The organism is Hydrogenophaga crassostreae (assembly GCF_001761385.1).
In the GTDB taxonomy this organism is placed as follows: Bacteria; Pseudomonadota; Gammaproteobacteria; order Burkholderiales; family Burkholderiaceae_C; genus Hydrogenophaga; species Hydrogenophaga crassostreae.
On sequence record NZ_CP017476.1, the window covers coordinates 3,322,986 to 3,342,379 of the forward strand.

22 protein-coding genes are annotated in these 19,394 nt (G+C 65.6%); 18 read left to right on the top strand and 4 right to left on the bottom strand.

Annotated elements, in window-relative coordinates; translation table 11 throughout:
* Positions 1 to 58 precede the first annotated feature (58 nt).
* Both LPB072_RS15220 and LPB072_RS15225 read right to left on the bottom strand, forming a co-directional pair.
* Positions 59 to 844, bottom strand: a complete 786-nt coding sequence (locus LPB072_RS15220) for a hypothetical protein (RefSeq protein ID WP_066084221.1) — start codon at positions 842 to 844, stop codon at positions 59 to 61.
* Positions 838 to 1,833, bottom strand: coding sequence for a MarR family transcriptional regulator (locus LPB072_RS15225; RefSeq protein WP_066084218.1), 996 nt, complete (start codon positions 1,831 to 1,833; stop codon positions 838 to 840). Before LPB072_RS15225 ends, LPB072_RS15220 begins: the two co-directional genes overlap by 7 nt.
* Positions 1,834 to 2,020: 187 nt before the next feature.
* On the opposite strand from LPB072_RS15225, the gene LPB072_RS15230 reads away from it, so the two are divergent.
* The 4 genes from LPB072_RS15230 to LPB072_RS15245 all read left to right on the top strand — a co-directional run bounded on the left by LPB072_RS15230 (position 2,021) and on the right by LPB072_RS15245 (position 5,036).
* Positions 2,021 to 2,734, top strand: a complete 714-nt coding sequence (locus LPB072_RS15230) for a hypothetical protein (RefSeq protein ID WP_197508837.1) — start codon at positions 2,021 to 2,023, stop codon at positions 2,732 to 2,734.
* Between the two features lie 433 nt (positions 2,735 to 3,167).
* Complete coding sequence (gene radC / locus LPB072_RS15235; RefSeq protein ID WP_066084215.1) at positions 3,168 to 3,689, top strand: RadC family protein; 522 nt, start codon at positions 3,168 to 3,170, stop codon at positions 3,687 to 3,689.
* A gap of 255 nt (positions 3,690 to 3,944) precedes the next feature.
* On the top strand, positions 3,945 to 4,499 hold the full coding sequence (locus LPB072_RS15240) for a thioesterase family protein (RefSeq protein ID WP_231943265.1): 555 nt from the start codon (positions 3,945 to 3,947) through the stop codon (positions 4,497 to 4,499).
* Between the two features lie 186 nt (positions 4,500 to 4,685).
* A complete protein-coding gene (locus LPB072_RS15245; RefSeq protein ID WP_066084895.1) occupies positions 4,686 to 5,036 on the top strand; it encodes a DUF2958 domain-containing protein in 351 nt (116 codons plus the stop codon).
* Between the two features lie 49 nt (positions 5,037 to 5,085).
* Here LPB072_RS15245 and LPB072_RS15250 read toward each other — a convergent pair whose 3' ends face one another.
* Positions 5,086 to 5,754, bottom strand: coding sequence for a DUF6988 family protein (locus tag LPB072_RS15250; RefSeq protein WP_066084210.1), 669 nt, complete (start codon positions 5,752 to 5,754; stop codon positions 5,086 to 5,088).
* Positions 5,755 to 6,291: 537 nt separating this feature from the next.
* On the opposite strand from LPB072_RS15250, the gene LPB072_RS15255 reads away from it, so the two are divergent.
* The 4 genes from LPB072_RS15255 to LPB072_RS15275 all read left to right on the top strand — a co-directional run bounded on the left by LPB072_RS15255 (position 6,292) and on the right by LPB072_RS15275 (position 11,364).
* Complete coding sequence (locus LPB072_RS15255) at positions 6,292 to 7,119, top strand: DUF932 domain-containing protein (protein ID WP_066084892.1); 828 nt, start codon at positions 6,292 to 6,294, stop codon at positions 7,117 to 7,119.
* Between the two features lie 96 nt (positions 7,120 to 7,215).
* Positions 7,216 to 9,225, top strand: a complete 2,010-nt coding sequence (locus tag LPB072_RS15260) for a ParB N-terminal domain-containing protein (RefSeq protein ID WP_066084207.1) — start codon at positions 7,216 to 7,218, stop codon at positions 9,223 to 9,225.
* Positions 9,226 to 9,567: 342 nt separating this feature from the next.
* Positions 9,568 to 10,320 (top strand): hypothetical protein, encoded by a 753-nt coding sequence (locus tag LPB072_RS15265; protein WP_066084205.1) that lies wholly within the window; start codon positions 9,568 to 9,570, stop codon positions 10,318 to 10,320.
* Between the two features lie 732 nt (positions 10,321 to 11,052).
* Complete coding sequence (locus LPB072_RS15275; RefSeq protein WP_066084890.1) at positions 11,053 to 11,364, top strand: DUF736 domain-containing protein; 312 nt, start codon at positions 11,053 to 11,055, stop codon at positions 11,362 to 11,364.
* A gap of 58 nt (positions 11,365 to 11,422) precedes the next feature.
* Here LPB072_RS15275 and LPB072_RS15280 read toward each other — a convergent pair whose 3' ends face one another.
* On the bottom strand, positions 11,423 to 11,713 hold the full coding sequence (locus tag LPB072_RS15280; RefSeq protein WP_066084199.1) for a helix-turn-helix domain-containing protein: 291 nt from the start codon (positions 11,711 to 11,713) through the stop codon (positions 11,423 to 11,425).
* Between the two features lie 320 nt (positions 11,714 to 12,033).
* On the opposite strand from LPB072_RS15280, the gene LPB072_RS15285 reads away from it, so the two are divergent.
* The 10 genes from LPB072_RS15285 to LPB072_RS15325 all read left to right on the top strand — a co-directional run bounded on the left by LPB072_RS15285 (position 12,034) and on the right by LPB072_RS15325 (position 19,284).
* Positions 12,034 to 12,387, top strand: a complete 354-nt coding sequence (locus LPB072_RS15285; protein ID WP_066084196.1) for a DUF2958 domain-containing protein — start codon at positions 12,034 to 12,036, stop codon at positions 12,385 to 12,387.
* 48 nt (positions 12,388 to 12,435) lie between these two features.
* Positions 12,436 to 12,582 (top strand): hypothetical protein, encoded by a 147-nt coding sequence (locus LPB072_RS23940; RefSeq protein WP_157559334.1) that lies wholly within the window; start codon positions 12,436 to 12,438, stop codon positions 12,580 to 12,582.
* A gap of 98 nt (positions 12,583 to 12,680) precedes the next feature.
* Complete coding sequence (locus LPB072_RS15290; RefSeq protein ID WP_066084193.1) at positions 12,681 to 13,502, top strand: DUF2285 domain-containing protein; 822 nt, start codon at positions 12,681 to 12,683, stop codon at positions 13,500 to 13,502.
* 84 nt (positions 13,503 to 13,586) lie between these two features.
* Positions 13,587 to 13,895 (top strand): helix-turn-helix domain-containing protein, encoded by a 309-nt coding sequence (locus LPB072_RS15295; protein WP_066084886.1) that lies wholly within the window; start codon positions 13,587 to 13,589, stop codon positions 13,893 to 13,895.
* A 35-nt stretch (positions 13,896 to 13,930) separates the two neighbouring features.
* Positions 13,931 to 14,776, top strand: coding sequence for a replication initiator protein A (locus LPB072_RS15300; protein WP_066084189.1), 846 nt, complete (start codon positions 13,931 to 13,933; stop codon positions 14,774 to 14,776).
* A 244-nt stretch (positions 14,777 to 15,020) separates the two neighbouring features.
* On the top strand, positions 15,021 to 15,659 hold the full coding sequence (gene parA, locus LPB072_RS15305) for a ParA family partition ATPase (protein ID WP_066084186.1): 639 nt from the start codon (positions 15,021 to 15,023) through the stop codon (positions 15,657 to 15,659).
* The gene (locus tag LPB072_RS15310) at positions 15,656 to 15,928 is read left to right on the top strand and encodes a chromosome partitioning protein ParB (RefSeq protein ID WP_066084182.1); all 273 of its coding nucleotides are present in this window, start codon (positions 15,656 to 15,658) and stop codon (positions 15,926 to 15,928) included. Before parA ends, LPB072_RS15310 begins: the two co-directional genes overlap by 4 nt.
* Positions 15,925 to 16,506, top strand: a complete 582-nt coding sequence (locus LPB072_RS15315; protein WP_066084179.1) for a DUF2840 domain-containing protein — start codon at positions 15,925 to 15,927, stop codon at positions 16,504 to 16,506. Before LPB072_RS15310 ends, LPB072_RS15315 begins: the two co-directional genes overlap by 4 nt.
* Entirely contained in the window at positions 16,503 to 17,054 is a 552-nt protein-coding gene (locus LPB072_RS15320) for a S26 family signal peptidase (protein WP_066084176.1), read from the top strand. The genes LPB072_RS15315 and LPB072_RS15320 overlap by 4 nt, the downstream gene beginning before the upstream one ends.
* Positions 17,055 to 17,325: 271 nt before the next feature.
* Positions 17,326 to 19,284, top strand: coding sequence for a relaxase/mobilization nuclease domain-containing protein (locus LPB072_RS15325; protein ID WP_066084174.1), 1,959 nt, complete (start codon positions 17,326 to 17,328; stop codon positions 19,282 to 19,284).
* Positions 19,285 to 19,394 lie beyond the last annotated feature (110 nt).

Genomic DNA, 19,394 nt, shown 5'->3' on the forward strand with positions numbered 1-19,394 from the left:
TTGTGAGTTCCGGTCGGGCTGGCTACCCATCGGCCCGCTCCGCTTAACTTCTCGTCCGTCATCCCGTCGCCTGCGCAGGCAGTTCAATTTCATATGCCTGGGCGATTCGGGCTACCAATTCGGCAACAGCAACGTTGCCAAGCTGCAGCGCTTTCGGGTCAATGGAGGGGTCGGCCGCGACGGCAACAAGGAAACGCGTCATGTCGTCGCCGATCTTCTTGTCGAGCGGAATTCGTGTGGCCGGCGCCAGCAGTTGCGAAAGTCGCAGCACGTCGTTGAGGTGCTTGCGCACGTCCTTCGCATCCACCTTGGCGCCCAGCTCTTTCCGCGCAGTCAATTCCAGCCACGCGATGCCCTTGAGCGGGATCAGGCGGTCTTCGCCGACCCAGGGCAGGCCATCGACTTCGCGGCGGCCCGCCATGATGAAGGCGTAGTAGGTCTCGTCCAGCAAAATGGCTGACAAGCTGGACACGGCTTCGTCTAGTGGTATCGGTGTCAGCTGACTGCCTTCGGCCGGTTGCAATCCGTCGGGAGCTCGCGCAAACAATTCGACCATCGCCGGGTAGAGATCATCAGCGGGCTTCTGGAACCGGTAAAAGATGGGTTTTCCTGTGTCGCTGGCCTGGCGAATTTCGTAGCCGCCGTCCTCGACGAATTTCCAGAAGGCCTCACCAAACGCCAGCGTCAGGGCTTCCACATGCAGGACGATGTCCAGGTCTTTGGTGGCGCGGAACTCCAGCCCCGCCTCTTCCATCGTCAGGCTCGCGGCTGTGCCGCCAATCAGGACGTACTGATCGACGTATGCCGCGAAACGCTCCTGGAAAATTTCCAACCCTCTCACCATGGAAGTTGTCCTTTCAGTTCGTCCAGTGCGAGCTGGATTCGGTCATCGGCGTTCTCCTGCAGGCTGAGCGTCAGCGAGAGCGGGTCCACCGTGTTGGCGTCTGGCACCAACGCCGGGCTGTAGCTCCACAGCTGCCATTCTTGGGCGCCCGCTTCGGGCTCAGGCAACTCGCGAACGCCGGCATCCGTCGCAGCCTTCCAGTCGGCGGCGGTTAACGCATACACCGGCCATTTCGGCTCGGTCATCATGGAATAGCGCGCGAGCGCACTCAGACCCGCGAGGCGGCTGAGTCGGTGTGCTGCGACCCCGTGGGCTGCCACCCAGACTGTGCGCCTAACCGGCGTTCGCAGTGCGGGCTTCGCACGCTCCCAGACCTGCTCTGGTGGGAGATCCATTCGCAGCCAGCGCGAGCGGCCGACCGTGTGCACGGCAGCCAGCCCGGCCGCAGTCAGCTCCTTGACCGCGCGCGACAGTGTCATGGGCGTGTAGCCCAGCGCGGCCGCAACCCTGGAAGGCTGCCAATCGGGTTGCCACGGCTGACGCAGCAAAGCGGTGATCAGCATGGCTTGCGCGGATGGGCTCAGCGCCGCTTCCGTGGCCGGAGTGCGCTGCCGAAAATACTCACGCAGATCCAGCCCCAGATCCGGCAGATAGAGTTGGTTGCCCGGCACGATGAACGGGACCTTTTGCTCGATCAAGCGCCGACGCTCATAGGATGCCAGGGCATCGGTGACGTAGACCGCTGGCTGACCGGCCAAGGCCTTGACCTTGTCCAGCCATGTGCGGACGTCGCTGAGGGATTGCTTGGCCTCTCCGCGCCCGATCGCCAACACAACGGGGTGCCCCAGCAGCTCTAGCTCGCTGAACTGGAAGACGTCGCGAAGGAAGTACGGTAGTTCGTTTGCACGCGCCCACGGCTTCACGCGTGACGCATCAATGCCCAGGACCTCTTGGAGGTAGTGCAGAACGGCGGTGACGAGGATCGGCAAGGTTCACTCTATATAACTTTGTTTTTGCACGATAACACAATAGTTGTTATCGTGCAAAATGAAGTTATCATTGCGCTGTCAACTGTTACCCGGCGCTACGCCGAGCCGTCCCACGAAGGAGCCCAACATGATTGGAACAAGGACTCGCTATTCTCTCGCTCAGTTCTTGGAGCTCCAGGAGCCCATGATGTCCGTCGTGCTGCTCAGCAAGTACGGCGTGCAACACCTGTCGTTGTCGCGAGACCAGTTGCTGTATGGGCTCTTGAGCACGATACGCGGGCTTGACGAACGCCCCCTGATGCTTGTGCTGGCCGAAGTCGTGGCCACCAAGGGTGACCTGCGCGCAAGAGTGAGTCCGAAGCACCGATTCGACGAGCGTCTGCACGACCTAACGCAATGCCTGCTCCTGGATGGCTATATTGTGGAAGACGCGAAGCTCGTGCAGGTTGACCCGTCGATTGCAGATGCGGCCCCGCTGGAAGACGACCTGATCATGGCGCTGCAGAACTCGGGAGTACCACGCGCGCAGGAGATCATGGCAAAGATCGGTGATTCGGCCCATTCCTTTCGCGCGATCCCGCCCGACTACAACGCGGCACTCGTGAACGCCCGTGTCGCACTGGAGACGCTAGCGGCGGACGTTGCCGCCGACGTGGCTTCACACGCGCAAGTTCCCACGTCCTACAACCCGTCGAAATGGGGCGAAGTGCTGGCGTTCCTGCGTACGAGCGGCGAGGTCACGCCCGAAGAAGAAAAGGGCTTGGCAGGTGTATTCGGATTTCTGAGTCCGGGAGCCCATCGCCCGGTAGGTATTCCAGATGATCAGATGACCCGCCTTGGCCGCTCCTTCGCGCTCAACATGTGCTGGTTCCTACTAAAGAACCATCTCGCATCCAAATGACGCTGTGTGCTTGAAGCACCGGCCGAGCGATCAGCGCCTCATTGGTACTAGCATTCCTGCATATTCGCCAATAGTGTGATCTTTACTGTGCAGTGAACATTACCCTTCGCGTCTCGGCGTCCCGCCGCCGGGCTCGCGGGCTGCGCCCCGGGCTTCGTGCCGAATCCCGGCCATCCGGCTTTGATCCCTGACGTCTCCGCGGCGTGGCCGCTGCGCGCTCCGCTTGCCGGGCTGTTGTGGTTTGCGGGGGTGGCGGTCTTGCTGTGCCCTTTCAACCTACCACGCACGTTCTCGCCGTCAAGGGCTGCGCGTGCCTTGCACGCTTGCGTCCTGGCGGCCGTCTCTGGCTGCGCCTCCGACCCCTGACCGCTTGCGCTGCGGCGTGGGTGGCCGGTTCCGGGCAATCCCGCCCGATTCCGAACCGGAGCCGATCATGTCGCAGCTGTCTTCCCTGTCGTTCACGTCTTCCATCGATTCCTCCCTGCTCGTCCGTGATGTCGCGGGCAGCTACCGTCCGGCCGATCCGGCTGAGGTGCTGCAGGCCGCGCTGCGGGTTCTGGAGGGCCAGTTGCGCGGCACCGAGATGCTGTCGTCGCCGCAGGCTGTGCGCGACTTCCTGCGCATCAAGCTGGGCACGCTGGAGCACGAGGTGTTCGCGGTGATCCACCTGGACGCCCAACACCGGGTCATCGAGTACGTCGAGATGTTCCGCGGCACCGTGACCCAGACATCGGTCTATCCGCGCGAGGTGGTCAAGGAAGCCATGGCACACAACACAGCGGCCATCGTTCTGGTCCACAACCACCCGTCGGGCGTGGCTGAGCCCTCTCGGGCCGATGAGTATTTGACCCAGACCATCAAGAGCGCGCTATCGCTGGTGGATGTGCGGGTCATCGATCACCTGATCGTGGCCGGGCCGACGATCCTGTCCTTCGCAGAACGCGGGCTGATCTGAGCCCACACAACCGGGAGCCACACCGGCTCCCGGATCTTGGTTTCCTGCCCAACAGCGTGCCACCGCACAGTGGCACGAGCACTTCATGACTTCAAAGCCAGAGACGGTGGGGCTTCCTCCGTCCGCCTCGCACCGACATCCGCATCGAGCCAGCTACGCTGGAGAACGCCTGACTGGGTTGAAGACGCCATGCATCCGAACGAGGATCGAACGCTGTTCCGTCACCCCGCTTTGACGCGGAGTTTCGGAGAGCGAATGCGCGTCATCAACCCCTCGCCCAATTCCATGAACCACCAAGGCATCAGTGAAATCTCCTTTGAAGAAACCTACAGCGTGCCGCCCGAGCAGACGGCCCGGGCGCTGTTCTCCAGGCTCCCGCATGGGAGCGACTATGCGCAAAGGCTGATCGAATGCCTGGCGACCGGGTATCTGGTCGCCGTTGTCGAGTCCATCTGCATCCGCGAGATGCAACGGCACGTGGATGCCGTCTCGGAAGTCGTGGTGGGCCGGACGATCGAGCTGGAGCACAAGGGGCCGATCCCGCCGGGATCAACCCTGAAGCTGCGGGGATGGGTTGAACGCCTGGGAGAGCGCAGCGCGAAGTTCTTCGTTCAGGCATCCGACGACCACGAAGTGGTTTGCGAAGGTTCCGTCATTCTGGTGGTGGCGCCACGAGTGTCGATGGAGTCGCGCATTGCCGTGAAAGTGGGGGCGCTCGCAACGAAATCAGACAGAGACTCGGTTGACAGCGCTCCCGACTGGCGTACTCCGTCTGAGTCACTCTGTCGCCCGGAGTCGCAGGTTTCCTGAACGCGCTCCGCCCAATCGGAGCATCTGGGCCGTGGAGGTCTGGCTTGCTGTTGCACCCAGCGTGCCACGTCGTTCTCGCCGTCAAGGTCGGCGCGCATTCGCGCTGCGCTGGCGGCCGGCGGCCGTCTTCGAACTTTGACCGCTGCGCTGCGCCGTGACCCGGAGGCTGCGGGCAATCCCGCGTTCATCATGAACGCACTCATCACCGACGAGCAGCACGTGCTGCTGCTGGCCAACGGTCGCGAATCGTTGCAGAACCCTGACTTCGACCCGGCGCCCGTGGTCAAGCTGCTCACACCCGACGCCGGCGCAACCTGGCTGCTGACCGAGATCGACCCGGACGACCATGACCACTCTTTCGGTCTGTGCGACCTGGGCCTGGGGGCGCCCGAGCTGGGGTGGGTCAGTCTGCGGGAGTTGGCGACCGTGCGTGGTCGGCTCGGGTTGCCGGTTGAGCGCGATCTGCACTTTCGCGCCGAGAAGCGCCTGAGCGCCTATGCGCGGAACGCGCGGCTGGCCGGACGCATCGTTGTCTGACCGGCCACCAGGGCGCCACGGACGCCCTGGTTTTCAGGTTTTCAGGTTTTCAGGGGTTCAGCAGATCCGGCAGGCAGTCGGCGAACGCCGGCTGGATCTTGCTCATCGGCTTGACGATGGATTCGTCGCCGGTGAGCACCGCCATCGTCATGCCGGTCATGGTGCTCAGACCGTTGGAGTTGCGCAGCACCTGCAAGGCCAGGTGCACGGGAAAACCATCGGCGCTGCGTCGCAGCGGGTGGATGCCGCCGTGGACGAAGGAGTTCATGGCGTTCCAGGACACGTCCTTGAACTGGGTCAACATCAGGTGGGCCGCGGCAGGCACACTCTGCCCGACCCGCTTGCCGATCTGCTCGATCATTTCCTTTGCGCTGGGCAGGTTCTTGGCAGCCTGTTCGGTTTCGAGCGTGAGCGGGGCCGACAGCTTCTCGATGGCGGCATCGCTTGCAGCATAGATGAGCCACATCGAGCGGGTCAGGGCTTCGAACTGCAGCCGCATCAAGCTGACCGCCGAGGTCGGCAGTCCCAGCGCCATCAAGGCACGCAAGGCGGTCCCGTGCTCCATGGCCACCACGCACATGCCCAGAGCGGCCTCGCCACGCGCAGACCCGTCGAACTCGACATCGTCGAGCAGCTCGTTCAGCCGTTCGTTCAAGGCATCCGAGCGCAGCAGCATCTGTTCCAGGGGATCGGGGTGGTTCTGGTCTTTCTCGGTCATGTCGCCATCGTAGACCGCTAAGTGCAACCGGGCGTCGCCGGCCCTGTCGATATGGCCGGCCGCGCTGTCGTGCTGCGCACCGAGCCTCCGGTCCCTGCAGTCACGCGGTCTCGTCCCTGGCGGGCTTCCATCGTTCCCTTCCCTCCGGTCGGCTGTCGCCTTCGGCCCGGCTTGGCTGCCGGTCCTGCGCGCTGCGCTTGCGTAGGGTCAGCGCCATCTGCGGCCAAGGGGCCACTGGCGCCCTCTTCCCTCGTCCATCACCACTTCCGCGACCGTAGCCCGCCGCCCGGCGCCGTCAAGGCGCGCCAGGCCGTGTCCTCGGCTGCGCCTGCGGGCCGCACCAGCCCAGGCGCTTGCCTCCTTGACGGCGCCGGGCGGCGCGCTCCTTGGGTCGCGGGCGATGAACTCAGGAAAGACGGTGGCGACGGGGCCGGCCCAGGTCTCTGCGCCGACCCCACCGGAAGACCCGCAGAGGGCTCCGAATCTAGGAATCCGGTGGGGGGTTTTCAACAGCCAGCTTCATTTGGAGAAATGACCATGCGACTTGCTTCCCGATTCGCACCGCGCTCGCCGGTGCTGCGTTCCGAATCCCCGCTGTCGGATGACCAGATCCGCGCCGTGGCGCCATCCATCTTTGCCGAGGCGCCGCACGGCAGCCGCTCCGAGCGCTACAGCTACATCCCCACCGCCACCGTGCTGCAGGAATTGCGCGGCGAGGGCTTCCAGCCCTTCATGGTGTGCCAGACCCGCGTGCGCCACGACGACCGGCGCGAGTTCACCAAACACCTGATCCGGCTACGCCACGCCAGCCAGATCAACGGCCGCGAAGCCAACGAAATCATCCTGCTCAACTCGCACGACGGCACAAGCAGCTACCAGATGCTGGCGGGCATGTTCCGTTTCGTCTGCCAGAACGGACTCGTTTGCGGCGACACCGTGGCCGACGTGCGCGTGCCGCACAAGGGCGACGTCGCCGCCCAGGTGATCGAAGGCGCCTACACCGTGCTGCAAGGTTTCGGGCAGGCGCAGGGGTCGCGCGAGGCCATGCAGGGCGTGGCGCTGGACGCTGGCGAATCCGAGGTGTTCGCGCGCGCCGCGCTGGCCCTGAAGTACGACGACACCGAGAAGGCGCCGCCCGTCACCGAGTCGCAAATCCTGATGCCGCGCCGCCACGACGACGACCGGCGCGACCTGTGGAGCGTGTTCAACCGCACCCAGGAAAACCTGATCAAAGGCGGACTGACCGGCCGTAGCGCCAACGGGCGCCGCCAGAGCACCCGCCCCGTGCAGGGCATCGACCAGAACCTGCGCCTGAACCGCGCCCTGTGGCTGCTGGCCGATGGCATGCGCCAGCTCAAAGCCTGAACCCGAACCCAGGCGCGGCGCGCAGGGCCTGGCCCTGCCGCCGCCCGCCCCTCACCACTTGCCCCGTTTCACCCCTCAACAGACCGGAGTTTCACCATGAACGCACTCACCGATTCCGAAACCCAGGCCCTACACGCCATACCCGCACCGCAGGTGCCCGCCCAGCCCTCGCAGCAAATGCTGCTCGTACCGCTGTCGCGGCTGCGCCCGTCGCGCCGCAACGTGCGCAAGACGGCGGGCCCATGCATCAAAGCGCTGGCCGCCAGCATCGAGCGCGTGGGCCTGCTGCAAAACCTCACCGTCACCCTGGCGGCGGACGGCGCGCTCTACGAAGTGGTGGCCGGAGGTCGCCGCTTCGCGGCCCTCAAGCTGCTGGCCAAGAAGCGCCGCATCGCCAAGGATTGGGACGTGCCCTGCCTGCTGGTGGCCGACGGCAGCGCGCGCACCGCCAGCCTCACCGAGAACGTGCAGCGCGAGGCCATGCACCCGGCCGACCAGTTTGAAGCCTTCGCTGCCCTGGTGGCCGAAGGGAGGCCAGTGGAAGACATCGCGGCCGACTTCGGCGTCACGCCGCTGGTGGTGCAGCGACGCCTCAAGCTGGCTAACGTCTCAGCCCGCCTTATGGCCGACTACCGCGCCGACGCCATCAGCCTGGACCAATTGATGGCCTTGGCCGCCACCGATGACCACGCCGCCCAGGAAGCCGCGTTCTATGACGCACCCGAATGGCAGCGCAGCCCGGGGGCGCTGCGCCAGCGCCTGACCGAACGGGAAATCGGCGCCGACCATGCACTTGTGCGCTTTGTCGGGCTGGACGCCTACACCGCAACCGGGGGTGGTGTCCGCCGCGACCTGTTTGCCGATGACGAGGCCACCGGCACCACGCTGATCGATGCCGCGCTGCTGGAACGGCTGGTGCGCGACAAGCTGGAGACACTGGCCGAGCCTGTGCGCGCCGAGGGCTGGGCCTGGGTGGAAGCGGTACCGCACCTGAGCCCTGCCGAGCGGCAGGCGTTCCAGGGTGCACCGCGTCAGCGCCGTGAACCCACGGCACGCGAGTCGCGGCGCATGGAGGTGTTGCAAGGCCGCATCGCCCGCACCGATGCCGCACTCGAAGAAGCCTACGACGCAGACAACGAGGACAATGCCGAAACCTTGCACCAGCGCCGCGAGGCCCTGGCGGCCGAGCTGGAAGCTGTGCAGTCCCAACTGAGCGGGCATGCGCCCGAGGTCCGGGCGATGGCCGGGGTCATCGTCACGCTGAACCGTGAGGGGCAGCCCCTGATGCATCGGGGACTGTTGCGCGAAGCCGAAGCCAAGGCCCTGCGCGCGCTGGACGCTGCGCGTCAACGCGCCGCCAACGGCCAAACCCCTGGTGACGATGGTGGCGATCCGGACGGATCGACCACGGGTGACCCGCCGCGCAGCGCCGAACACCTGTCCGACCGGCTGGCGCGGCGCCTGAGCGCGCACCGCACCGCCGCCCTGCAGATCGAGATCGCCCGCCATCCGCAGGTGGCGCTGGCTGCGTTGGTTCATATCCTGGTGCAGCAGGCCCTGCAGGGCGGCTATCGCAACGCCCTACCTCTGGGCTTGCGCCTGAGCCTGCGTGATCGGCTGGAAGACCTGGCACCCGACTGGCCCGAGTCGCCCGCCGTGCTCGCGCTGCGCGAACTGCGGCAGGCCTGGTCCGAGCAGTTGCCGCAGGACCCAGGCAATCTGTTCGCCAAGTTGCTGGCGATGCCCCAGGATGAGCTGGTGCAACTGCTGGCGCTGTGTACCGCCCCGGCGGTTGACGTGGTGACGCCCCGCGCCACCGCCTGCCAGCCCGGCGCCGAACTGACTCTGGCACTGACCCTGGACATGGCCACATGGTGGAAGCCCACGGCGGACAGCTATTTCCAGCACGTGCCCAAGGCCACGATCCTGGATGCGGTAGCGCAGTTCGCGCCGAATGAGGTACCTCGGCTGTCCAAGCTCAAGAAGGCCGAGATTGCGCAGGAAGCCGAGCGCCTGGCAGAGGGCAGCGGGTGGATGCCCGCCGTTTTCGGTCGTGAAGCACCGAGAACGGTGGAATGCACTGAGACGGAAACGTGTGACGATTGACGCAGGAAGTCCACAGCGCCCTTCAAGGCCCCCGGCGTTTTCCGCTCGGGGCCTTGTCGTTTCCGGCTTTGGTGCGCGCAGCATGGACTGAACAAGGCCTCAATAACGCCACGCCGCCGCCTTCGATCAGGCGGCGGCGTGGCGGCGCGCAAGGGCTTGCGCGAGCGCTTCCTGCCAACGCGGTCGGCATCAGCGCATAAAATGGCGATACAGCCACGTCACGCTGAACCTGCTGCCGGGTTAAACGACGTTTCTCGCTTTCCTTCTCTGATCGCAGACCGTGTCCATTCCTCCGGTCGGTGCGTAATCGGCAGTCATCGACCATGCACAAAGGAATTTGGCATGTCTGATTCGACATTCTTCGTCTCCAAAGCGGCGCTGCGCAATCTCAAGCACAGTGCCCAGCACCGCGTGAGCGGTGTCCCTTCCGCCCATCTCAGTGAAGCCCTCGCGTCGGCGCTCGGGTTCCGGACATATGCGGCGCTTCGCGCTGCGCTGGACGGTCGCGTCACCGTTGAGGTACCTAAGCCCAGCAACGCACGCATGGTGCGCCGGCTCCAGGAACTGGGCTACAACGCCATGCCGGATCTGCGCCTGGTCCCAGAGTTCGAACACTCGTACTCGCCCTTCCGCAACTTCCCGCTGAGCAAGAAGCGCAGTGTGCGCTGGATGGGCTGGCGCAACCTGATGGTCGCCGCCATCAATGCCGGCCTGGAACAACGACTGTTCGGCCTAGAGCCCAGCGACAACTGGTGGCCCGGCGGCAACCCGCACAGCCAGCTCTGCAAGCGGCACGTCTACCGCGTCGAGATTGAGGACGGCCATACAGCCGTGGCCAGCGTGAATGCCATCAGCGGCGACGAGCTGTCGATCAACGTGGTGCTCGACCCGCGGCATGAGGGCATTGAGCCCGACCGATTCAATGGTCTGCGCGATGGCGATGCCCATGCACACGCCTGGGTGGAGCGCCGCCTGGGCGCGTGGGTTCAGGACGGCGGAGAGGACTTTTCCTGCAAACGGGCGGTCCAGCCCTGGCTGGCTCAACTGAAGATCGACACCAAGGGCTACTCGGACCAGGGCAGCTTCTTCATGTGACTTTGGTGACGGTGAATCCCGGGGCCGGGCGTGTCGGCGCACTGCGCCGACAGGCTCTCGGGCTGCGCCCCGTGCCGTCATAGCCGTCACGGCCCTTCGGCTTCGATCCTTCACGCCTGCGCGCTCCGCTTGCCTGTGCGGGCCGGAAGGGTTCGTGCGCCGGCATCCGGCCCTGCATCACCTCGCCATATGAGCCGGGTGCTACGCCTTTGCTCGCTGCGCTGGGTTGCTTGGCATGCAGTCTTCCCTCACGCTGGCGGGCAGATCGCTGGGTGGTGTCACAGACCGCAAGGTGTTGGCACCGTCCAGGTTGAACTTGGCAGGCGACGCGCAATGCAAGGCGCTGAGTGGGTGCAGCAGCGACTTCTCGCTTCGTTGCGACTCTGACCAATGGCGCAAAGGCGATGGCAGATGCAGTCTCACCGCGGAAGTGGTGAACGTGCTCGGCCATGAACCTTTCGGGAAAGGTGCGTCCCAGGCGTCCTTGTCTCGTTGTGAATCCTGGCGAGGTCGCGGCTTCGCCTCGGGCTTGATGGCCGCAACCGTACGGCCCAAGAAATTTCCCCTCCGCTGCGCGGATTCCTCGCGAGACAAATTTCCCGTGTCTGCCGGTCCTCCACGCTGTTGCGGCCCCTTCGCTGCGCTGCGGGGTGCGGCCCGCCCGTCCCCCGCCTGACGGATCACAACAAGGACGCGATGGGCGCGACCTTGGCAACCCGAAAGGAAATCATCATGGCCAACATCGGCACCTTCACCGCTCAGAACGACGGCTTCATCGGCACCGTTCGCACCCTCACGCTCAACGTCAAGGTCAAGTTCGTTCGCAACGACAAGGGCAGCGAGAACGCCCCCGACTACCGCATCCAGGCCGGCACCGGTTACGACATCGGCGCCGCCTGGAAGAAGGTCAGCCAGTCCGAACGCCCCTACCTCTCGGTGACGCTGGACGACCCCTCTTTCCCGGCCACCATCTACGCCCGCCTGATCGAGGAAGAGGACGGCACGCACAACCTGATCTGGTCGCGCAGCAAGTCCACGGCCTGACGGCCGGTCCGATCCCGCCATCCTGGCGGGATCGCTGCTGCAGGCCGAGCCTGCAGTCTCAGGCCTCGGCCGAACCCAGTTGGGCTTCGGTCGCGGCCATCAGGTCAGCCGCACCGCACTCCAGCGCTGCCGCAATCTTGAAGATGAGCGGCAGCGAGGGGATGTGCTCTCCGCGCTCGATCTTGCCCATGTGGGAGCGCTCGATGCCCGCTCGGTGCGCCAGCGCCTCCTGGGCCAGCCCCTGCTCCGTACGCAGTGCGCGCACCGCCGCGCCGAAGGCTTGCGCCAGCTCGGCATCGAAGGTGGTGGCACCTGCCGGACGACCAGCCTGGATGGAACGCTTCTGCATAGACAGAAGCGTCCTGCCGAGAGACAATTAAAACCACGTTATCTTTAACTCATTAGCAATGCATGCCGCCGCTTTGGTGGTTTCCCTGTTGGGTGTATTCGTGCTTTTGCGTAACACTCGTGTATCTACGTAAAGCCTCAAAGTCACCTTTGCTCATTCGAGCGTTCACGTCATGCCGACTTTCAGACTTCGTGCATGGGTGCTTTTCTGCAAAAGCGCCTCTGCGTCTTTGCGTCTTTGCGGAGAGACACGAAAGCGGCTTTGCGATTCGGTGCTTCTGATGCAACTCGTGTTCCCGCACAGCGCCACGCACCCTGACCATGCCGACTGAACCACTTGTCACCGACGAGCAGCGCGCGCAGCTGCTGGCCAATCGCCATGCTCGCGCTGCTGACGCGCAAATCGACCTGTGGCCCGTTGTGCGCCTGTTCACGCCGGACGCGCATGCGACCTGGTTGCTCGCAGCCCTCGACCCGGCCGATGGCGACACCGCTTGGGGTCTGTGCGACGTGGGCATCGGAATGCCCGAGCTGGGCAGCATCAAGCTGTCCGATCTCGCAGCCATCGTCGGCCCTCAGCGAATGCCGGTGCGGCGCGACCTGCACTTCCATGCCGTGCGGCCGATGTCGGAGTACCTGCGGCAGGCACAGGCCAACGGCTCGATCACGGATTGAGCAAAGGATCGACGTGCGCGTCAGACCCTATGGGTCCGACTGCTGCTGATGCCATTCCCGGTCACGATCCAGACCGAAATGGACATGACAAACACGCTGCACCACGCCATGGTCAGTTTTGCCGCGATGGTTTTCCACCACGTGGCCGTCGCTTTGGGCGCGTTGTTGACGAGCCCGGCCACCATCGGACGATGAACCACCGCACAGCCCTTCACGACCGGATTGTCGACCGATGAACCCGTAGCCCTTGCCGGCCGATGCGACGTTCCCGCAGAAGAACAGGGAGTTCGCATATGGTCAATCTCGAGGACGGCCAGTTGGCCGCCCAGCCTCCGCCCTGGCACGCCAGCGCGGCCTACCTCTACGTGCTGCACTTGGACGGCCCTGCGCTGGCCTGGGAGTACCTACGGCGCCACCCCGGCTACCGTCAAGCCTGGCGCGCGCAGGCCGCTGACGCCGCGCAGCCCTGGGGCTTGCGCACGCTGGAAAACCCGGCGCTGGATGCGCGCGAAGCGCTGCCCGACTGGCTCAACTCCCGGGCCTGCGCCGTTCGCGTGATACCCGACGATGACCCTACACCCGAGGCTTCCCCCTTCGAGCTCTGGCGCCTACCGGGTCGCAAGCAGTTGCAGCACGATGGCCGAGGCCTCGTGCTCGCCGCGCGCTGGCCCGGCTGTTGTGTGCGCCTGATGCTGGCGCCCGAGTTGCACGATGGCATGCCGCACGCCTTCGCCATGCGTGCCTGCCGGGAGCCTTGCGTGCGTTACCGTGACATGGCGAACGATCTGGACCAGTTGGCCACCGCCAGTCGCTGCGAGCCCTCGGCCACAACGCGTCCACGGCCCAGCCCCAGTACCCTGCTGGCGCTGCTGACCCTGCAGGCACTGGACGCCAATCAGGCAGGCGCCTCGCTGCGCGAGATTGCCGAAGGGCTGTTCGGCTCGGACGAGGTCGTGTCCGGCTGGCAGGCCGACAGCGCGCTGCGCGCCCGCGTACGGCGCCTGGTGCAGCGCGGCCGATCTCTGATGGATGGCGGCTACCGCGAGCTGGCCGGGATCGATCCGCTCGTCTCTCCTTCCCGGGGACGAAACAGCCTTACCCCAGATCGTCCCTGAGCAAAACGCCAACGTTTCCTGAGACTGCCTCCACCTGCCTGCAACCCCGCAGGTGGGCCTTCCTGACCGATGGAGGCGCCTCTCATGCGACCCTTTCCCTTGCGGCCTGCTGCTGCACCCGCTCACCCGCCGCAGGCTACCGCACAAGCTGCGGCCAAACCACAACCTCCGCGCTACCTCACCAACGACGAGGCCGCCGACTACCTGCGCCTGTCGCCGCGCACGCTGGAGAAGCAGCGTGTCATCGGCGGCGGGCCACGGTTCCGCAAGTTCGGTCGCCGCGTCATGTACGCCGTCACCGACCTCGACACCTGGGCCGACCAGCGCAGCTTCGAGGCCACGTCCGACCCCGAGTACGCCGAGCACCACTCGGCCGACAGCCGTGCGCGCTGAGGGGCGCTGCGCGCCCGCTCCGCTGTTTGCTCCCGATGTCTTTGCCCGCGCCGCGCCCCCCGCAACCTGCAGAACAACTCGACCTGTTCCGCGCGCTGCCGGGCGACATGGCGCCGCGCGACAGCCAGGACCTGATGGCCTACCCCTTCTTCTCGCTGGCCAAGTCACGTCGCACCAAGCCCATCGACTTTCGCAGCGGCAACGTCGCCATCCGCGTGGAAGGCACGCAAGAACACGGCATTGCCACCATCTGGGACGCCGATATCCTCATCTGGGCCTCCAGCCAGATCGTGGAGGCGCGCGACGCCGGCATCACCACCTCGCGCCTCATGCGCGCCCGGCCCTACGAAATCCTGCGCTTCATTGGGCGCGGCGTGTCGCTGCGCGACTATCAGCGCCTCAAGGCCGCGCTCGATCGCCTGCAATCCACCACCGTGGCCACGTCCATCCGCGAGACCACTGGGCGGCGGCTGCACCGGTTTTCGTGGATCAACGAGTGGAAGGAGTTGGCCGACGCCCGCGGCACGCCGCTGGGCATCGAGCTGATCCTGCCAGACTGGTTCTACGCGGGTGTGCTGGACGCCGCTCTGGTGCTGACCATCGATCCGGCCTACTTCGACCTCACCGGGGGCATCGAGCGCTGGCTATACCGTCTGGTGCGCAAGCACGGCGGACACCAGCCCGCTGGCTGGCAGTTCGACTTCAGGCACCTGCACCGCAAATCAGGCAGCACTGCGAAGCCGCACGACTTCGCCTGCGACCTGCGCGCCTTGGTGGCGCGGCAATCCATGCCCGGCTATCGCCTGGGCATCGTTCGCATGCCAGGCACGGGTGCCGAGGTATTGACGTTCAGGCCGGTGTCACCCACGGCACGGGGATAAGCGGTTCATGGCCTGTGGACAGGCTCGTGCCATCGGGCGTGCGCAGCCACGTGCCATCAGGCGTGTGTCTATCGTGCCATCAGGCGTGCCGATGGGCCGCCAGCCCAACGGCGGCGCGGCTTTGCACCGGCCGTAACTGTCCTAACGAGATTCATCTAACTGGTAGTGGGAGCGCGCCGTTTCGGTGGACAAATGACGACCGGCACGTCGCAGCCGCTGCACTCCGAGGAGAAGGGACCACGCGATGATCCTGGCCCTGCTCAACCAGAAAGGCGGCGTGGGAAAGACCACGCTGGCCACTCACATCGCGGGCGAACTCGGGCTGCGCGGCCAGCAGGTGGTGCTGCTCGATGCCGACCCGCAGGGCTCGGCACTGGACTGGACCCAGCGCCGCAGCCAGCAGGGCCTGCCCCGGCTCTTCAGCACCGTCGGCCTGGCCCGCGAAACCCTGCACCAGGAAGCGCCTGAACTTGCCCGCCGGGTCGATCACGTCGTCATCGACGGCCCGCCACGCATCGCGGCGCTGGCTCGCTCCGCCTTGCTGGCGGCTGACTGCGTGGTCATCCCGGTGCAGCCCAGCCCCTACGACCTGTGGGCCAGCGCCGAAATGGTGGCGCTGATCCGAGATGCACAGGTGTTCCGCCCGATGCTGCGTGCGGCCTTCGCCATCAACCGGCGCGTCAGCACCACCGTCATCGGCCGCGAAGCTCGCCAGGCGCTGGCAGAACAGCCGCTGCCCGCTCTGCGCTCGGAAGTGCACCAGCGCATCGTTTTTGCCGACAGCGTGGCCGCCGGCCAGCTGGCCTGCGAGACCGCGCCCGACAGTGCGGCCGCACGCGAGGTGGCCGCACTGGTCGATGAACTGCTGCGGTGGCCGTCATGACGGAAGAACGTACGCAGCGTGGCAAGCGCATCGCCATTGGCTCGCGTCCGCCCGCCAGCCCACAAGCCGAGGCTTGGGTGCGCCAGGGCGATGGCGAAAGCCTGCAGAAAGGCGATCTGTTCACCGCCCGCCTGACGCTGGACGTCACGCCCGCCATGCGCGCGCGCATCAAGGTCTCGGCGTTCACCCAAGGCACCACCGTGGCCGAGCTGCTGCGCGCCTTGCTGGAACGCGAATTCCCTCAATCCCGTTCGGAGACATCCCCATGAACATGCACATCACGCCCGATGGCACGGTTGCGCCCAGCGCAGCACGCTCGTCGCTGCCTCAGCCCCTTGCGCTACAGCACAGACCAGCCGATACCCCACCACTGACCCGCGTCTCGCTGGCCTATGTCCATGAGAGATTCAACCTCTACCTGCGCTTTGGCCAACCCGAGCGCACCGTGCAGCTCGACCACTGGCGGCGCTGCGCCGTCTTCTTCCCATTGGCCATGTTCTGCCGCGTGCGCTGGCAGGCCAATGACCACGGCACGACGCAGTGGCAGTTGATGGTGCTGCAAGCCGGCGCTTCGCTGGACACCCTGCAGCGCCTGCCCGGCGTGCGCCCGGGAGCACGCCTGTTGCTGCACGCCGAAGGCGAACTGAAGGTGCGCGCCGTGCTGCAGCAGATCGATGCCATCGAGGCCCAGGGCATCGATGCCTGCACGGTCGCCGCCGCGTACTGGGGCACGCTGGGCAACCGGCTCGCAGCCTGGACTGCTGGTCCGTCTTCTGCACCGTTGCAAATGCCTGCCTACACCGCCGAACGTCACGCCGCAGCATTGACCACGGGGGACTTGCAATGAGCAGCTCTCGTGCTTCCATCCTTGCGCTCGACAGCGCGGCGGCCGTCGCATTGACAGCACTTGCCTGTGCTTCGTTCACCAAGCCTTCGCCACGCTTGGTCTACAACCCGTCAGACAGCGTGCCGGTTGGCTGGTACAGCATCAAGCCGCTGGAGCAGGACCCCACTCAGCACCCAACTGAGCTGCAAGTCGGAAGCATCGTGCTCGTCCACTTGCCTGCCGAAGCCGCGGCACTGGCCGCGCAGCGCGGCTATTTGCCGCCGCGCGTGCCGTTGCTCAAGCGCGTGGGCGCCGTGGCGCCACAACGCGCGTGCATCACCGGCCAGGTTGTGCGCATTGACGGGCACACCGCGGCCACCGCATTGAGCGTTGACCGCATGGGCCGCCCGCTGCAAGGCTGGCCGCTATGCCGCCGCCTGCAGACTGGCGAGGTCTTCCTGCTCAGCGTGACAAATCCGGCGTCGTTCGACAGCCGCTACTTCGGGCCGGTGCGCGGCGCCGATGTGATCGGCATTGCGCAGCCGCTGTGGCTGCTGGAGCAGCCATGACGGCCGAAAGACGACAGTCGTCGCCGCCGCCGATGCATCGCCTCACCGTGCCCGTCGGCCCGGTGGACGGCGCAGGCACACGGGGAAAGATGCAGGGCAAGATAAAAGGTCGCGGCACCCGGCCGCGCGTGAAGTCAGTCTGCACGTGGGGGTGGCGCGGCACGCACCAAGAGGTGGCCGCGTGCCGCGAGAGTGCACAATACCGTGTGAGCATTGGCGAAACCGTGTGCTTCGCTCGCCGTACTGCGATGGCTTTGGATGGAGCCACCCGATGAGCAACCGTGACGAAGACCGTTTTCACATCCGGCTAGGTGCGCCGAAACAGCGCGGCGACGCCTTCATCAACAAGGTGCTGCGTCAGACCAACAAGGCCGGCGCCAAGCTCGGAAAGACGAAAGGCAATGTTGGGCAGCGGCCCGGTGCCAGGCTTGGTCGAGGGCACGTCGCTTCACGCTTTGCTGAGGCCTCGCTCACGCCCAATGCCCGGCGCGTGACGATCAAGGCGCGGCTGGTCAATCTCGCCAAGGCCGGACCGCATTCGACCGCCGCGCACCTGCGCTATATCGAGCGCGAAGGGGTGGATCGCCAGGGTGGTCCGGGTCACGCCTATGGCCCGACGACCGACGCAGCGGACACCAGCGCTTTCGAGGAAAGAGGATGCGAGGATCGGCACCAGTTCCGCTTCATTGTCTCGCCCGAGGATGCCGAACAGCTCGACGACCTGCGCACCTACACCCGGCACCTGATGGCGCGCATGGAAGCCGACCTGGGCACCCGACTGGAGTGGGTAGCGGTCGATCACTGGAACACCGACAACCCGCACATACACGTCGTCCTGCGCGGCAAGGACGACACCGGAAAGGACCTCATCATCTCCCGCGACTACATCGCCGAGGGTATGCGCCGCCGTGCTGCCGAACTGGCGACCGAATGGCTAGGGCCGCGTACGGAGCTGGAAATCCAGCGCGCCAAGCAACGCGAAGTAGATCAGGAGCGGTGGACGGGGCTTGATCGCACTCTGCAACGCGAGGCTGTCGATGGATTTATGCTGCCGGAGACGCTGGCGGCGCCCCGGCTGCAACGCCAGCGGCAGATGCTGATCGGCCGCCTGCAGCGCTTGCAACGCATGGGCCTAGCGACTGAACAGCAGCCCGGCATGTGGGCCATTCACGCCAACGCCGAATCCACGTTGCGAGCCATGGGCGAGCACGGCGACATCATCCGCACCATGCAGCGCGCCATGAGCGGAAATCAGCGCGAGCTGGCCATGTTCCTACCCGACCAGGATGGCCGCGCCATCGTCGGCCCCGTCGTCGGCAAAGGACTGGCCGACGAACTTTACGACAAGGGCTATCTGGTCATCGACGGGATCGACGGCAAGGCGCACTACGTCGTGCTGCCGCCGCGATCAGAACTGGAACAGTATCCGACCGGCGCCGTGGTGGAGGTGAAAGGCTCTACCGACATGCGCAAGGCCGATCAGAACATCGCCTCATTGTCGGCGGCCGGCATCTATCGCGCCGATCATCACCTTGCGCTCGCGCAGAGCCAGACCACACCCGACAGCGACCCGCGCGAGGTCGTGGCGGCGCACATCCGTCGGCTTGAAGCCCTGCGCCGCAGCGGCATCGTGGAGCGCATGGCCGATGGTATCTGGCGCGTACCTGAAGACCTTGCCGAGCGAGGCCGCCAATACGATGCCCAGCGCCTGGGCGGAGGTATGGTGGTGGAGCTGAAATCGCACCTCTCCATCGAGCAGCAGACGCGCGTGATCGGTGCGACCTGGCTGGATCAACAGTTGATCAGCGGCGGCAAGGGGCTGGTAGATGTGGGCTTTGGCGGGGAGGTCAAGGACGCGCTGCAGCAACGGGTTGATTTTCTAACCGAACAGGGGCTGGCCGAGCGGCGGGGGCAGCGGGTGATCTTGGCGCGCAACCTGCTGGCAACGCTGCGCAGCCGGAATGTAGCGCATGCCGCGAAAGACTTAGCCGCCGAAACTGGCCTGGAGCACCGGCCCATGGCCGACGGCCAGCGCGTGGCGGGTATTTACCGCCGCAGCGTCATGCTGGCCAGCGGGCGCTACGCCATGCTCGATGACGGCATGGGGTTTCGCCTGGTGCCATGGAGGCCTGTCATCGAACAACGACTCGGTATGCCGATTTCTGCGCAGGTACATGACGGCCGCGTATCCTGGCAAATCCGACGGCAGCAGGGCTTGTCTGTTATCTGAAGGCGGCAGCATATCGAGCACCCACTGCACAGATCCGTCTACAAGGGCTCTCGATGTTGACGACCGGATTGCGCCCGATGCTAATGCTGCGCAGCCCTACCTGTCCGGGG